The sequence below is a fragment of the Rhizobium johnstonii 3841 genome (genome assembly GCF_000009265.1).
GTDB classification, from domain to species: domain Bacteria; phylum Pseudomonadota; class Alphaproteobacteria; order Rhizobiales; family Rhizobiaceae; genus Rhizobium; species Rhizobium acaciae.
This window is the reverse complement of record NC_008380.1, coordinates 873,129-887,569: the sequence shown is the minus strand read 5'-3', so window position 1 is coordinate 887,569 and position 14,441 is coordinate 873,129. Positions and strand designations below refer to the sequence as shown.

Genomic DNA, 14,441 nt, shown 5'->3' with positions numbered 1-14,441 from the left:
CAATATGCGCGTTTTTCAAAATTCCGGGGTATATGCTGCTTATATGCGGCGGCTTGATATGCTTGCAGTTGATGCGAGAAGTTTTTCAGACAGATTGGCTCTTTTTCTGGATGATCGCTATGGCGCTTGCCATATACTGCAACCGGTAATGGAGACCTCTCCAGACATCTTCTTTACGAACGGCGATGACGAGATACTTCAACGATACTGGGCGGTAGAAAATGGTTTGCCCGCCACCTCCGACATGGAGCAGATCTTGCTGAGCCAGATCGAACATCACCGCACCGAGATATTTTATAATTCGGATCCGATGCGATACGGGAACGACTTCGTCCGCAAACTTCCTGGCTGCGTTCGGAAGTCAATCATGTGGCGAGCGGCGCCTTCCGGCAATACCGACTTCGGCGCCTACGATTTGATCGTCTGCAACTTTCCTGTCATATTGGATGGTTATCGGAAGCTTGGCTGGCGCGCGGAATATTTTGCACCAGCCCATGATCCGGCAATGGATAGCTATGCCGAAAATCGAGACCGGCCAATCGATGTGCTTTTTGTCGGCGGCTATAGCCGTCACCATCGTCGGCGTGCAGAGATACTGCAAGCCGTTTCGGCTATTCGAAGGGATTTTAAAGTTTACTACCACCTTGATCGATCGCGATTGACTAGGCTTGCTGAGAGCCCGATTGGTTGGCTTCTGCCGCTTGGGAAGCACAGACGTCCGAAGAATATTCGTGCAGTGTCCCGTACCCCACTCTTCGGACGTGAGCTTTATGAAGCGATTTCGCAGGCGAAAATTGTTCTAAATGGCGCCGTGGATATGGCGGGAACGGACAGGGGAAATATGCGATGCTGGGAGGCGCTAGGATGCGGTGCGCTAATGGTCTCGGACTCCGGTGTTTATCCTGAGGGGATGGTCAATAATATCAGCATGGTAACATATGAAGATGCAGAATCCGCGGCGCGGACAATTGTAAATCTGCTTCGGGAACCGGAGCGCCTCCAGGCGTTAGCCAACGAAGGAACCCGTACTGTACGAACCGTGTACAACAAGCGTGCCCAATGGCTTAACTTCCAACGGCTGGCTGCAAGCGCATGAAGCTTAGCCTGACCACGATCGCAAACATGGCGGCGGGATGGTTGGCTCGCAAGCGGAGCAAATTTGTCGTTGGGAGTGGTAGCAATGTCCGTTGGCTGGTATTGCGATCCGTTCGCGGAGGCAATGTGAAGATCGGCGAGAACTGTATCATCAATTGCAATATCAGCTTCGATGATCCCCGCGGCCGCATCAGCATTGGCGATCGCTGCTATATTGGTGCCAGTCACCTGGTATGCCATTCCGGAATTACGATTGGAAACGATGTCATCATCTCATGGGGAGTGACAATCGTGGATCATGATTCTCATTCTCTCGACTGGGAATTGCGCAAGAACGATGTGACCGATTGGGGCTTAGGAAAGAAGGATTGGACCGGGGTTTCCATCAAGCCAGTGTTTATTCAAAACAAGGTGTGGATTGGTTTTGGCGTGAGTATCCTGAAGGGGGTGACAGTCGGCGACGGGGCAGTTATTGGAGCCCATGCTGTTGTCACGCGCGATGTCCCCCCTTACACCGTCGTCGCCGGTAACCCCGCTCGCATAATTCGGAATCTCAAGCCGACGCAAAAAGAGACAGAAGGTCAACCATGACGGCAACAAAATTGGACACGTGGGAAGCAGCCGTCCAGTGGCTTCGGCAACAGCCTGACCAGCAAAAGCTGGTGCTCGATGCCTACTACGACGATCCGATTCTGCAGGCGGCCGAGCGGTATTGGCGGAGCGGCGAGTGGGGTGCCATCCGCGAATTTCTCCCGCAGGCGCCAGGAACTGCAGTCGATATCGGCGCCGGTCGTGGTATTGCCAGCTATGCTCTGGCCAAGGAAGGTTTTGAAGTAACGGCACTGGAGCCCGACGCGAGCGACCTCGTGGGTGCTGGTGCAATTCGTGCCCTCTTCAATGAAGTTCATCTTCCCATTTCGATCGCCGAGGAGTTTTCCGAAAGGCTCCCATTCTCCGACAATGCCTTCGATGTGGTCTTTGCCAGAGCCGTTCTGCATCACACCTCCGATCTGTCGGCCGCGTGTCGTGAATTCTTTCGAGTGCTCAAGCCCGGCGGGCGCTTCATCGCAGTTCGCGAACATGTGATATCGAGCGAACGCGATTTGCCGATCTTTCTGGATCGCCATCCCCTGCACAAACTCTATGGAGGGGAAAACGCCTTTCTTCTGAAGGAGTATCAGAACTCTATAGTTTCGGCCGGTTTCAAGATGGACAAGCTCCTTATGCCGCTGGAGAGCGAGATCAACTTCGCCCCCTACACTCCGGCGGAGTTGAAGGCGCAGATTGCCATGCGATTGCCGCTCTTCGCAAGAGCCGCTCCAGCGCTTTTGAGTTCTCGGTCAGTCTGGACGATCTTCTCGCATATCGCAGCAAAATTCGATCGGCGGCCGGGCCGGCTGTATTCGTTCGTCGCCACGCGGCCCCAATAAAGAAAAAGAATGGCTCGTATATTAATCACAGGCGCTCACGGATTTATCGGAAGATATCTGGCAAAGTCGCTTGCACTTGCCGGGAACTCCGTATTCGGCCTTGGGCACGGTACCTGGTCACCGCTTCATGCCCAACGCTGGGGGCTGGTTTCTTGGCATAACGGTGGGGTCGATATCCCCAATCTTCGGTTGATTCAACAGCAGTTTGGGACGGTGGACATTGTGTACCATCTTGCGGGGGGCTCGTCGGTCGGAGCAGCAATCGCAAATCCTCGCGAAGATTTCCACCGCACGGTCAGCTCGACCATTGAACTGCTTGAATGGCTGAGACTGGAGGCCCCTAAAAGCAGCTTAGTGGCGGTTTCTAGCGCTGCTGTTTACGGGGCAGGCCACATAGGTCAGATAGCTGAGACGGCGAAACCCAACCCCTTCTCTCCATACGGTCATCACAAGCATATAATGGAATCTCTCTGCATCTCCTATTGCGAGAGCTACGAGTTAAAGGTCGTGATCGGTCGTCTGTTTTCAGTTTATGGGGAGGGATTACGCAAGCAATTGCTCTGGGACGTTTGCTCCCAGCTCGAGGTTCATCCTGAGCGACTCCTTCTCGGCGGCAGTGGCAACGAGCTTAGAGACTGGACGGCGGTGACCGACGTCGTGCGCGCGCTGTCGCTTATCCACACCGAGGCGAACCCCTCGCCAAAAGTTATCAATATCGGCACCGGCCGCGGCACCAATGTTCGTGCGATCGTTGAAGGCATTGCCCAAGCATGGGCGGTCGATGCTAATTTGGAAGCCAGGATTGAATTTTCGGGTAAAGCAAGAGCTGGCGACCCTCAAAGCCTGATAGCCCAATCCGAGCAGCTCGCAGCCCTCGGGTTCGAGTGGCAAAAGGATTTGATGGAAGGCCTCTCAGGCTATGTCAGGTGGTTTCGATCGGAATCCGGTGTGAGATCATGACCCGTATTGCCTTTACGATGATCGGCGGAAAAAACTGGACCGGCGGTTATAACTATCTGATAAATCTCGCTAGGCTGCTGTCCGCTGATCAGAGCAGAGCTCTTACGCCCGTTATGTTCTTTGGAACCGACGTCGATGAAGAAGATATAACTCCATTTGCGGCTCTGAATTGCGTTGAGGTGGTCCGTAGCCCGCTCTTTAACAGATCCAGGAGCTTCAGATCTCTGCTCACCGGTCTTGTCACCGGCGCCGACTGGCGTGTGCGTAAGCTGTTTAGAACTCACCGGATAGATGTCGTATTTGAGGTGGCTCAATTTTTTGGTTTCAATCTCGGCATCCCCGCTATTGCCTGGATCCCAGATTTCCAGCACCGCTTCCTCCCCCATCTCTTCAGTAAGCTTGGCTACTGGAAACGCGATATAGGGTTTAGAATTCAGGTCCTGGGAAAACGCGAGATCATGTTGAGCAGTGAAGACTCGCGCGTCTCGTGCGAAGTTTTCTATCCGTCCTCCCGGGGGCGCACACACGTCGTCAGGTTTGCGGTGCCGCCCAAGGGAGTAATTGTTCCTGCGGCTGCTCGTGCTCTTGCCGACAAATATGGACTGCCTGAGCGGTATATCTTCCTTCCCAACCAGTTCTGGCAGCACAAGAACCATCTTCTTGTCGTGGAGGCATTGACGATCCTCCGTCGCCGCGGTCAAGACGTTACTGTCGTAGCATGTGGCAGTCAGTCTGATCCGCGCGACCCCTCTTATTTTCCGCGTGTGAAGGCTGCTATCGACAGTTCCGGTCTCTCCTCGAACTTCATTCTTCTCGGTCTTATCCCATATGGCGATCTTGCTCCACTCGCAACCGCTAGTATGGCCTTGCTGAATCCATCTCTCTTCGAAGGGTGGAGCACGACAGTCGAAGAGGCCCTGTCGTGGGGCGTGCCGTTGATTTTGTCTGATTTGGACGTCAACAGGGAACAAGCGGGCGAAGCCGCCGTATTTTTCGATCGCCATGACGCGCAGGCGCTTGCAGACGCACTTGCTCCGGCAAATCTGTCTTCGCCGGATATTCTGTTCGAACGGGCGGCGAAGGCACAGGCCTTCGCTAATGAACGCGTCAACCGTTTCATCACTGATTTCCATGCGCTTGTTCAACAGGCTGCCGCCAAACGCCGGTAGCAAACCACCGAAGAAGGCCCGGGGACCTCGCCTCTACCCACCAGCTACGAAAGTAAGTGTGAATGCGCGAACCGAAAATTTCAATCATCACCGTTGTCTTCAACAACGAAGCCACGATTGCTGATACGATCGAATCCGTTCGCGCTCAAAACTACCCAAATATGGAGTATATCGTCGTCGACGGACTCTCAAAGGACCGCACGCTTGATCGGATCAACGAACGCCGCGATGTTATTACGCGCCTGGTTTCCGAAGAGGACTTCGGCATCTATGATGCCATGAATAAAGGAATAAGTCTTGCGACCGGCGAAGTTATCGGCTTCATCAATGGGGATGACTTCTACATGCCGGGCGCTCTGGCAAAGGTCGCGGAGGCGTTCCGGGATCCGGCCTTGGAAGCATGTTACGGGGATCTCTGCTATGTTCGGCAAAATGATACCTCAACGATAGTGCGCGACTGGCGCTCTTCGCCTTTTGTACCTAAGGCTTTCGAAGAAGGCTGGTGCCCGCCTCATCCAACCTTCTTTGTTCGGCGCGAGGTCTACGAGCGCCTTGGGTCATTTGACCTTAGTTATAGGATTGCTGCTGACGTAGAATTAATGATGCGCTTTCTAGAACGCCACTGTATCAAGTCGAAATACCTGCCCGGCATAATGGTGAAGATGCGAATGGGCGGCACTACAAATCGCAGCTGGAAGAATATCCTGCGGCAAAACAAGGAAATTCTACGTGCGCTTGAAACTCACGGGTTGAGAGCCAGCCCAGTACATTTCTTCTCTAGGAAGCTTATATCGCGGGGCATGCAGGTACTTCGTGCGGCCTTGCTTAAGGTGCGCTAACGCATTAGCCGTTCGACCGGCTACGGCGATTTCGATGCCTGAGGTATGCGCTTTTAAGAAGGTTGACTAGAACGCCGATAACGAACCCGACAAAGAGACCTGCAGTCAGAATAGTTATCTTGGTCGGAGAGGCGGCATTTGATGGAGCGTAAATTGGGGAAAGCAGAGTTGCAGGCTTGCTTAATTCTAGTTTACCCGTCAAGTCGGCAATGTCCTTACGTAATGCGATCGCATCGTCGCGTGTCGCGAGATATATTGCCTGCTGCCATCCGGAATCCTGCGCCTCCTTCAGGAGCTTCGAATTTTCCACGAGTTGATCCTGCAGTGACCTGATTTGAGATTTCAGATGTTCCAAGCTGATGGACGCAACCAACGTCTGCTGTTCTTGAATCCCCCGCACGATCGCGGCGACGCACTGCCGTGCCAATTCAGCGGCTGGGGCGGTAAAGGAAATCTCGATGACGTCACTGGGAACTGATGGTGCCGTCACCCTCACATTTTGCGAAATCTGTTCGGCGGTTACCGGGCCGCCGTCGGAGCACGCGGAGACGGTCTGCTGATCGAAAGCTGATGGAGATCGTAGACGAAAAGTAACATGCTCACGAGGCTCCACAAGAGCGACTGCATCAGGGTCTAGTTGCGTTGGATTGGACGAAGCCGCAAGCACGAGTTGTGCTGAGGCTTGATAAAAGGGTTGGCTACGCCACAGGAAAATGCCTGCTAATATAGCTCCGATGGAACAGCACAAAGCAATGGTGCCGATGCCCCTTCGTAGGAAGGAAACAACAGAAAAGAGATTAATTTCCTCGTCAAATGATCTCTGTTCCATCATCTCAGCTTTCAGAATCCACCGTAGGCTCAAAATTAGCAAAAAATTTCACAACAGCAGGCCTAAATGTCGCTTCAATCTTATTGGCCCTGCAATGTCAATCATGAAAAAATCACATCCAGCGCATATCGCGATGCCATGCTTCCTTAGGCCGTGACGAGGCCTGGAAAAAATACCTGAATCGGTCCTTGAGCTAGCGATTATGCTCGCTCCGCTTCTCGCCGTCAGCAACATCATAGCGGGAGCTTATCATGTTTGATCAAACAGCTCTGGAACCTATCTCCGCCTAACTCGTCGTGCTGATCTTTTACGGCTGCTGCACCCACCGCGCTTTGTCACTCGCAGCAACATTCGTCGACGTGGGCTCGCCGACCTTGGGTGTCTTAAGCCGCGTTGTTGGTTTTAAGGTGCCGGTGAAAGCCAGATCCGAGACCTCGCCGGTTGACGAATAGCCGGAAACAAGCTTCGCTAGTATCGCACGTGCAGCGATCATATCGTTCCGATCCAATACCGCATTGAGCGCGTTGAGCTTTTTCAAAAGCTCCGGCCACAACAGGAAATCCTCGCGCGCCTTCATAATCCGGGGATGTTCGGTTGTTTTCGGATTATCCCCGATCAACAGCTCTTCAAAGAGCTTCTCGCCGGGACGAAGACCGGTAACGGACAGCTCGATATCGCCTTCGGGATTGTCTTCGTCGCGGACGGCCAGCCCGGAAAGCTCGACCATCTTGCGGGCGAGATCGGCGATGCGAACCGGCTCTCCCATGTCGAGCAGGAAGACATCTCCCCCCTCCGCCATCGCGCCGGCCTGAATGACGAGTTGAGAAGCCTCCGAAATGGTCATGAAATAGCGGGTTATATCAGGATGTGTCAGTGTCACCGGGCCGCCCTCCTTGATCTGCTGCCGAAACAGCGGCACGACGGATCCGGAGGAGCCGAGGACGTTTCCGAAACGGACCATGGAGAAATTCGTTCGCATTCTGTCGGTCGCCGATTCTGCTGCGAGCGCCTGCAGAACCATCTCTGCCAACCTCTTGCTGGCGCCCATCACATTTGTCGGACGCACGGCTTTGTCTGTACTGATCAGCACGAAATTCGAGACGCCGCATTTATTCGCCGCGCGCGCCGCGACCAGCGTACCCATCACATTGTTCTTGATGCCTTCCACGGCATTGTGTTCGACAAGGGGAACATGCTTGTAAGCGGCTGCATGATAGAGTGTCTGAGGTCGCCAGCTCTGCATGACATGTTCCATGCGATCCTGATCGCGGACAGAACACAGAATCGGAACGATCTGCATATTTTCATGCTTGTACAGTTCGGCCAGCTTCTGCAATTCGGCATGGATATTATAAAGCGCAAACTCGTTCTGATCGATGAGGATGAGGCTGGAAGGCCCGGTGCGCAAAATCTGACGGCATAACTCGCCGCCGATCGAGCCGCCGGCACCGGTGACCATCACCACCTTGTTGCGCATCGACTTGTCGAGTAGCTCCTGGCGCGGCGCGACCGCTTCTCTTCCGAGCAGATCTTCGATCTCCAGCTCTCGGATGTCGGAGACGGCGATGCGTCCCTGAGCCAGGGCAGTGAGATCCGGCAACGTGCGAACATTGACCCTGGCTTTACGGATGTGCTCCAGGATTTCGTTGCGACGCTGCCGCGATGCGGAGGGAAGAGCAAGAAGCACGTTGTGCACGCCGAGAGATTCGGCAAGCACCGGAAGATCCGAGGGGTCGTAGATCGGCAAACCACCCATGACGCCGCCCTTGAGACGCGGATCATCATCCAGATAGCCGACGACATTGAGTTCGGCACTGTTGATCAAGGCACCGGCCAATTGCCGCCCGGCCGTCCCTGCCCCGTAGATCAGCACCTTGGCGAGCATATTCTTGTGAAGGATGCGCTGGTAGGCATCCCCGAGCCAGTAGCGGATACTTAACCTCGACAGCCCGATCGCAATCAACAGCAGGAAGGGCTGGAGGATGCCGACGGTTCTCGGAACACCGGGGACGCTGAGGGCTGTAAATATCGTCATAAAGGCGACGCCGTAGATCGCAATCGCCTTCAGAACAGTTATGAAAGCAGCCATATTGGCATAACGGAAGATCGCCCGATACATGCCCATGACGATGAAGATGGGAAGGGCCATGCACAGTGAAACGAAGACCGGCAGCCACTGCACACCGGTCAGCACCGTCCATTCGTTGAGGCGGAAGCAATAGGCGAGCCAGATGGTCAGAACACAAAAGCTGGAATCCAGCAGCAAGGCCAGAGCGCGTTTGGCAACCCGCGGCATCGCCAGCAGAGGGGCGACGAGCGCTTGCATCGGCATTAAGAACCATCCTGAGCGCGGCGTCTCAGTGGGGGTATTTTCGGGCATTGCTTACCAGCGTCTCGCGGATCAATCAGACAACCACCTTCTTGTCATTTTCTGCAACGAGCGCAACTGAAATAATCGGAAATCAAGGTCTTCCCTCGGATCTCGATAGGCGACAGTTCGCAGCCCTTCGAAGGTGCTGACGACGGCGATGCAGGCAGCAGCAATCGCGCTACCCTTCTTGAGGCGGCTTGCCATTGGCGAGGTCTCCAGAGACTTTCTGTTGAACGAAGATGCGGGCGATGATAGCGGCGACGGCCAAGAGGCCGGTGACCGCCGACATCCCAAGTTGGATGTAGATGTTCTTCGCGACCCATGTGGCGGCGAAGAAGGTGTAGATCGGCTCGATGATGATGCAGAGCAGGGCCAGGACCATGAACCTGATTGACCAGGCATGCTTGACCACCGCGCGCCAGTTGCTGACGAGCATGGGAGCTCCAGATTGTGGGATTTCACTTTGTGGTGTATCGATGCCCTCTCACTGCTCCGGAGGACGAGATGAACAGCAGCACCGAAATACTCGAGATGTACGAGGGGTATTACGCAGACGGCTCAGTCTCGGAGAAACGAGCCATAGCTGCGCGGCAGTCTGTCGGGCACATACGCAAAATCACGGAAGGCCAGACGTTCAACTCGGTTGTCGACATCGGCGCCGGCGAAGGTGCGGTTCTTTCCGAGTTGAGCAATTCTGCCTTTGCAAAGCAGTTCGCAGCCGTGGAAATCTCGAAATCAGGGCTGGACGCGATAAGCAACCGGCGCATCAAGAACTTGGCTTCAGTTGATCAGTTCGATGGCTACAAGATCCCCCACCCGGGCAAAGCCTTTGATCTCGCGCTTGCCATCCATGTCCTTGAGCATGTCGAGCATGAGCGTATGTTCCTCTACGAGGCCAGACGGGTGAGCCGGAAGCTCTATATCGAGGTGCCCTTGGAGCTGACGCGGAACCTAGACAAGTCGATCCGCGAATCCGGCCCGTATGGGCATATCAACTTCTACACCCCCGGCTCTTTCGAAAACCTGCTGAAGACATGCGGTTTTAAGGTGGAGCGCCTCATGGTGTTCCCACATGACATTGAATACGAGCAGCACCTTGCCGGTAAGGCAAAGGGGTGGCTGAAGTATCAGATCCGGCAGAATTTCCTGAAATTGGCTCCGAAGACTGCTGCGCGGAACATGGTGTATATGGCCGGGGCTCTCTGCTCCGCCTAGAGGATGTGGATTTCCGATATATAGGCGCACGCATAGTTCAGATGCCCGATCGTGTGCGGGTGGATGCCGTCCTCATCGCAATCCGTCGTGGCGTTGTAGAAGTTGTTCACCGGGACAGAGCGAACCGGGAACCCGGCACTTGCCTATTCGTCCACAACACCGTCGATGATCAGAGCAAGCACGGCGACCCGTGGGGAGCGAGACGCGTGGGCTGAATCAGTTGGTTCCCAATTTGCAGCTTACATCAACGGTCGGATTGAAATTGGAGAGGTGAAAAAAGCTAGCTTGGACCTCAGCATGAAAAAGCGGTTTTATATCACGTGAAAAGTGATCTAAGACGACTTTAACCACAACCGTGACAGGGTCGCTTAATCGAAGGCGATCCAGAAATAAGCAGCGAGCAGTCCAATATGGCGCTGAGTGAGAATTATAAAAGCGCCCCTGTCGCAGGCTCCAGTCACGCGATGACTGGCCTGACGCTAGCAGCAACAATGTTGATCCTCGGCTGGGTGCTCAAATATAGCTCCTACGGGATCGAGTTCACCGATGAAGGCTTTCATCTGGTGTCGATATCTAACCCGTTCATCTATGATTTTTCGATCACGCAGTTCGGATTTGTGTATCATCCTCTGTATGTTTTGCTCGGCGGGGACATTGCGGCATTAAGGCAGGCCAACATACTCGTCACATTCGCTTTGGCTGGGGGGCTGGCACATACACTTCTCGTGGCAGTCGCACCCGAATCAAGAGCGAATGATGTCGTCCTGTGCGCTGCCGCGGCTGGACTGGCAACTAGTGTTTTTGCCCTGTTCGACTCGTGGCTTCTAACGCCCAGCTATTATAGCTTGGCACTTCAGTCTTTGCTGGTGACGAGCATCGGTATGCTCATGTTTGAACCAGCATGGAACTGGCGGAGCGTTGCAGGCTCGATGTTGATCGGCGCAGGTGGCTGGCTGGCCTTCATGGCCAAGCCAAGCACTGCAGGCGCACTGGCTGTGGGCACCCTGGTCTACCTGATCGTTTCCAAAAAGTTCCAGCTGCGTCTGCTCTTACTTGCCATCACCAGTGCGGTCGTCCCACTTCTGCTCAGCGCATTCGTAATCGATGGCTCCCTTCGGAAGTTTGTGGAACGGCTACAGCTAGGACTTGAGTTTGGACAATATCTCGGTGGCGGCCACACATTCACCGAACTTTTGCGCATCGATAGTTTCTGGCTGAACGGCAAAGATAAACTACTTACCCAACTCGTATTCCTAGCAACGTTTATTGCCGTCTGGGGTTTCTTGTCGCGACGATCCGTGAGCGTGATTGTATCCCTGATCGCTGCGGTCAGCCTCTTCCTCGTGACGGCGCTCCTCGTATTTGGCCAGATCCCTAAGGTTGCAGAGCTGGGGCAGTTTCAAGGGTTGTCATTTTTCGGCGTCGTCTATGCTGCAGCGCTCGCAGGCCTAGCCTTTGGCAGGCCGAGACCATTCAAGGGCTTATCGGTGGCGCACTGGAGCATCGCGTGTCTCTTTTTGATAACCCCGCATATGTATGCCTTTGGGACAAACGTTAATTATTGGGAAAGTGGGATACAAGCGGGTTTTTTTTGGCTGCTGGCCGGCATTGTACTACTTAGCCCAATTGCTCGTGAACGATCAAATTGGTCGTTTTTGTTACCCCTCGTCCTTGCCGCCCAAGCGGTGACGGCGACCCTCCTTCAGACCGCACTAGAGCAACCGTTTCGCCAACCTCAATCGCTCAAGCTCAACGATTCCCCCATAAACCTTGGGCCTCATCGATCTGAATTGATACTATCGAAGGCGTATGCTTCCTATATTTCGGATGCGGTTATGGCTGCTAAAAACAGCGGTTTCAAACCAGGCGATCCCGTCATCGATCTATCTGGTCAATCTCCAACGCTCCTGTACGCCATGGGCGCCGAAAGCATCGGAGCCGCTTGGATGATTGGCGGCTACACCGGCAGCCTGAAATATGCGACCGCAGTGATGGGCCGTGTGTCGTGTGAAAAACTCGCCGCAGCTTGGGTTCTGGTGGAGGCAACAGGCCCTCGCAGCATTCCGACAGAACTCATGGCCGACATGGGAGCAATGTTTCCGCAAAACTACAAGCATGCGGGAACGTGGAGCACCGCTGATGGTGCGGGCGGTTACATCGCAAGCCGGGTTCAGGAGCTTTATCGGCCGATAAACCCCGCGGACACTCTGAAAGCGTGCAAGGCACTGCGAGATAAGGATGCGGAATGAAGAAAGTTGCGATAGTCCAGTCAAATTACATCCCTTGGAAGTCGTGCCTTGAGCTTCGCTCGATTCTAAAGTAAGCGTTCGCTTGAATAGAGGTCATGGAAGCAGGAGGCGCTAAGCTCCAGGCCGCTGAACGGTACGCCCCTAATGAGACTTAGCGAAGAAATCGAAGGCGACGGTTGGGCATGGTTGATGCGACGGATATATCAGCGGGCGTGGAGTCCCTTTCAAACGTGCGCCGCAGCAAAGGGATCCTCGTAACCAGCCTGATATTCATCATTGCTCTTTCCCTGGTCGCTCTTACCGGAACTTGGGACTGGTTCGCGAATCGCTTTTTCGGCTTTTTCCCGCTGCTGATCGGTTTGTTCGTACTCGGCATCCACCCCGTAGTTAGAGTGAAGGCCGCAGTCGTCCTCAGTGGTCTTGCGGATTGGCTCGCTAGACGCGGGGCCTTCGTATCAAATCCAGAGGAGGAAGCACCGAAATTCGCGCTGATCCGAATAGTATTTGGGCTCTTCATGATCGAGCGCGCCTTCTGGGTGATCTCCTATCTTGAGCCTTCGGATTGGGGGCAGCCATCGATTTGGTTGACTGCCATGATGGGATTGCTCTGCGGCGTCTTGGTGACAGCGGGTCTGCTGACGCAGTACACTCTCGTGTATCTGATCGTTTTTCAGTGGCAGATGGGAGACATACTACTCCGCACATCCACATTGGGAAACTGGATCGCAGCGATGCTTTCAGTGCTTCTGATTTTCGCAAACGCCGGAGCGAATTTTTCGCTGGACCGGCTGCTTATGAAAAGAGGCACGTTCGCGTGCAAAGTCATCTCAGCGTTCTACTATGACAACGGTTTGCCAAGTGAATCCGGGCTGCAGCTCGCAAAGTTGATGACGCTCGCCTGTTACTGGTGCGTGTGCCTGTACTCGCTTTCGATCCATTTGGCCGAGCCTGCCTGGATGTCAGGTTCGGCTGGCCCACTGCTGCTCACCAATAACTTCATGTCCAGATATTCGAGTGAGTTTAGCTGGCTGCTTTCGCAAGGCCCGATCCCGGTTTTCCTGGCGCGCGTATCACTCTGGGCGATGTTGCCGTGGTATCTTCTGCTGCTTCCGTTTGTGCTTCTCGGCGGAGTGTTTCGCAAATATGTAATCATATGGGGCTTGCTGTTCTTCGGGCTGAGCCTATTCATCCTCCAGCTCGGGTGGCTAGCCCAATTCGAGTTCCTGTTCTTGGCCGCCTTGTTTTGGACCAAGACATTCATCAGTGGCGCAAACAGGCTGCAGGTGGCGTACGATGACCGCTGCAATCTGTGCGATAGAACGGTGACGTTCGTAAAGGCCGTCGATCTCTTCAGGCGAGTCCACCTTAAGCCGTTGTCCAAGAACATTCCTTGGCTTATCGAAGTCGGCATCGATCCAGATGATGCACGAAAGGACCTTTACGCTGTCGACGTCAGCAGCGGGAATGCCGTCAAGGGTTACGAGTTCTATGTGCTTTTATCGAAGCACGTGTTCCTTTTGCTGCCGCTTCATCCGTTGCTCATAGTCGGTCGATATTTGGGCGGACCGGCAGTGTACAGGTTCGTTGCCGAGCGTCGGACGAGGATGTTCGGCGTCTGTCAAATCCCTACGCCAAAGCCAGAGTATACGCTGTTGCCAACGGGCCAGATGGTCCACAAGGACATCGTCCCGGGTGATCCGATCTCCACCGTCTTTTGTCATGTAATGATTTTGCTGGCATGCTTTGCTATCTCGCTTCCTCTGCCGTACCTGGTGAAGAATCCTCCGACGGTCCTGCGGAAAATCCAGAGATCCGTTGCGGCGCCGACGAACGCAGCTGGTATCTACGGGGTCGGTCCAATTGACGTGTTTAATTCTACCGATCTTCGGATGGCTGAGAACTGGTTTACCCTCAGCAAGAAGACCAAAGACGGCTTCGAACAGCTTCTTCCAATATTCTCCGAGGACGGGAAACGTCTAGCTGCTCACAGATCGGACCGGGTCTATTTTGGGAACACTGTGGCGTTCAGGCGCGGCGTAATCGGGAAGGAGGGCTGCCAATTTGAAGCGTTTCGCCAGCAGGTCAGCTACCTTGGCGAAAACGAACATTCAAACGGTGAGACCCTCATTTATCGTCAGTACGTGGAGCCGCTACCCAGCGTGGATTTGCTGCTGCGGGGCCAATATATGGCGAGCGAGAGACGACTGGTTTGCGAAGTGACATTTTAGCGGAACTGTCAACGTTTGAGGGGCGGCTGTCCATATACAATCATCTTTCATCAGGA

12 protein-coding genes are annotated in these 14,441 nt (G+C 54.2%); 9 read left to right on the top strand and 3 right to left on the bottom strand.

Annotated features, from left to right (window positions below):
* Positions 1 to 4 precede the first annotated feature (4 nt).
* From RL_RS04270 to RL_RS04245, 6 genes are all read left to right on the top strand, one after another.
* Positions 5 to 1,096, top strand: a complete 1,092-nt coding sequence (locus RL_RS04270; protein WP_011650564.1) for a glycosyltransferase — start codon at positions 5 to 7, stop codon at positions 1,094 to 1,096.
* Positions 1,093 to 1,686: an acyltransferase gene (locus RL_RS04265; protein WP_011650563.1), complete on the top strand. Its 594-nt coding sequence runs from the start codon at positions 1,093 to 1,095 to the stop codon at positions 1,684 to 1,686. Before RL_RS04270 ends, RL_RS04265 begins: the two co-directional genes overlap by 4 nt.
* Entirely contained in the window at positions 1,683 to 2,525 is an 843-nt protein-coding gene (locus RL_RS04260; protein ID WP_011650562.1) for a class I SAM-dependent methyltransferase, read from the top strand. The genes RL_RS04265 and RL_RS04260 overlap by 4 nt, the downstream gene beginning before the upstream one ends.
* A 9-nt stretch (positions 2,526 to 2,534) precedes the next feature.
* Positions 2,535 to 3,485: an NAD-dependent epimerase/dehydratase family protein gene (locus tag RL_RS04255; RefSeq protein ID WP_011650561.1), complete on the top strand. Its 951-nt coding sequence runs from the start codon at positions 2,535 to 2,537 to the stop codon at positions 3,483 to 3,485.
* Positions 3,482 to 4,654, top strand: a complete 1,173-nt coding sequence (locus RL_RS04250) for a glycosyltransferase (RefSeq protein ID WP_011650560.1) — start codon at positions 3,482 to 3,484, stop codon at positions 4,652 to 4,654. Before RL_RS04255 ends, RL_RS04250 begins: the two co-directional genes overlap by 4 nt.
* Positions 4,655 to 4,716: 62 nt before the next feature.
* On the top strand, positions 4,717 to 5,493 hold the full coding sequence (locus RL_RS04245) for a glycosyltransferase family 2 protein (protein WP_011650559.1): 777 nt from the start codon (positions 4,717 to 4,719) through the stop codon (positions 5,491 to 5,493).
* Positions 5,494 to 5,497: 4 nt separating this feature from the next.
* Here RL_RS04245 and RL_RS04240 read toward each other — a convergent pair whose 3' ends face one another.
* From RL_RS04240 to RL_RS04230, 3 genes are all read right to left on the bottom strand, one after another.
* Complete coding sequence (locus RL_RS04240; protein ID WP_011650558.1) at positions 5,498 to 6,325, bottom strand: Wzz/FepE/Etk N-terminal domain-containing protein; 828 nt, start codon at positions 6,323 to 6,325, stop codon at positions 5,498 to 5,500.
* Positions 6,326 to 6,629: 304 nt separating this feature from the next.
* Positions 6,630 to 8,702 (bottom strand): polysaccharide biosynthesis protein, encoded by a 2,073-nt coding sequence (locus RL_RS04235; RefSeq protein ID WP_011650557.1) that lies wholly within the window; start codon positions 8,700 to 8,702, stop codon positions 6,630 to 6,632.
* A 169-nt stretch (positions 8,703 to 8,871) separates the two neighbouring features.
* Complete coding sequence (locus RL_RS04230) at positions 8,872 to 9,129, bottom strand: hypothetical protein (RefSeq protein ID WP_011650556.1); 258 nt, start codon at positions 9,127 to 9,129, stop codon at positions 8,872 to 8,874.
* A gap of 68 nt (positions 9,130 to 9,197) precedes the next feature.
* Between RL_RS04230 and RL_RS04225 the strand changes: the two genes are divergently transcribed.
* The 3 genes from RL_RS04225 to RL_RS04215 all read left to right on the top strand — a co-directional run bounded on the left by RL_RS04225 (position 9,198) and on the right by RL_RS04215 (position 14,385).
* Entirely contained in the window at positions 9,198 to 9,908 is a 711-nt protein-coding gene (locus RL_RS04225; RefSeq protein WP_011650555.1) for a class I SAM-dependent methyltransferase, read from the top strand.
* A 410-nt stretch (positions 9,909 to 10,318) separates the two neighbouring features.
* Positions 10,319 to 12,157, top strand: coding sequence for a hypothetical protein (locus RL_RS04220; RefSeq protein ID WP_011650553.1), 1,839 nt, complete (start codon positions 10,319 to 10,321; stop codon positions 12,155 to 12,157).
* A 182-nt stretch (positions 12,158 to 12,339) separates the two neighbouring features.
* Positions 12,340 to 14,385: a thiol-disulfide oxidoreductase DCC family protein gene (locus tag RL_RS04215; RefSeq protein WP_017993006.1), complete on the top strand. Its 2,046-nt coding sequence runs from the start codon at positions 12,340 to 12,342 to the stop codon at positions 14,383 to 14,385.
* Positions 14,386 to 14,441 lie beyond the last annotated feature (56 nt).

Excerpts from the sequence above, each read along its gene's own strand:
- RL_RS04270 (WP_011650564.1), top strand. The coding sequence starts at position 5 with ATGCGCGTTTTTCAAAATTCCGGGGTATATGCTGCTTATATGCGGCGG.
- RL_RS04265 (WP_011650563.1), top strand. The coding sequence starts at position 1,093 with ATGAAGCTTAGCCTGACCACGATCGCAAACATGGCGGCGGGATGGTTG.
- RL_RS04260 (WP_011650562.1), top strand. The coding sequence starts at position 1,683 with ATGACGGCAACAAAATTGGACACGTGGGAAGCAGCCGTCCAGTGGCTT.
- RL_RS04255 (WP_011650561.1), top strand. The coding sequence starts at position 2,535 with ATGGCTCGTATATTAATCACAGGCGCTCACGGATTTATCGGAAGATAT.
- RL_RS04250 (WP_011650560.1), top strand. The coding sequence starts at position 3,482 with ATGACCCGTATTGCCTTTACGATGATCGGCGGAAAAAACTGGACCGGC.
- RL_RS04245 (WP_011650559.1), top strand. The coding sequence starts at position 4,717 with ATGCGCGAACCGAAAATTTCAATCATCACCGTTGTCTTCAACAACGAA.
- RL_RS04240 (WP_011650558.1), bottom strand. The coding sequence starts at position 6,325 with ATGATGGAACAGAGATCATTTGACGAGGAAATTAATCTCTTTTCTGTT.
- RL_RS04235 (WP_011650557.1), bottom strand. The coding sequence starts at position 8,702 with ATGCCCGAAAATACCCCCACTGAGACGCCGCGCTCAGGATGGTTCTTA.
- RL_RS04230 (WP_011650556.1), bottom strand. The coding sequence starts at position 9,129 with ATGCTCGTCAGCAACTGGCGCGCGGTGGTCAAGCATGCCTGGTCAATC.
- RL_RS04225 (WP_011650555.1), top strand. The coding sequence starts at position 9,198 with ATGAACAGCAGCACCGAAATACTCGAGATGTACGAGGGGTATTACGCA.
- RL_RS04220 (WP_011650553.1), top strand. The coding sequence starts at position 10,319 with ATGGCGCTGAGTGAGAATTATAAAAGCGCCCCTGTCGCAGGCTCCAGT.
- RL_RS04215 (WP_017993006.1), top strand. The coding sequence starts at position 12,340 with ATGGTTGATGCGACGGATATATCAGCGGGCGTGGAGTCCCTTTCAAAC.